We start from the raw sequence: 231 nt of genomic DNA, 5'->3' as shown, positions 1-231 counted from the left end.
CTCGGCTCCTCCGGCAAGGGCCACGAGTACATGCTGCGCCACCTGCTGGGTACGCGGCACGGCCTGCAGGGCAAGGACCTGGGCGAGGCCGGCGCGATCAAGCCGCAGGAAGTGCGCTGGCGCGACGAACCGCCCGAAGGCAAGCTCGACCTGCTGGTGACGCTCGACTTCCGCATGTGCACCACCGCGCTGTACTCGGACATCGTCCTGCCGACCGCGACCTGGTACGAG

Annotated in this window: 1 protein-coding gene; it reads left to right on the top strand. The window is 69.3% G+C overall.

The window, feature by feature from the left end; genetic code table 11:
* On the top strand, positions 1-231 hold a 231-nt coding region (locus SB822_RS61370), incomplete at both ends, for a molybdopterin-dependent oxidoreductase (protein WP_410859702.1).

Origin of the sequence: Paraburkholderia sp. SIMBA_054 (genome assembly GCF_046534875.1) — a bacterium.
In the GTDB taxonomy this organism is placed as follows: Bacteria; Pseudomonadota; Gammaproteobacteria; order Burkholderiales; family Burkholderiaceae; genus Paraburkholderia; species Paraburkholderia hospita.
Note: the sequence above shows the minus strand (reverse complement) of the source record. Positions and strands in the feature narration are given on the sequence as shown.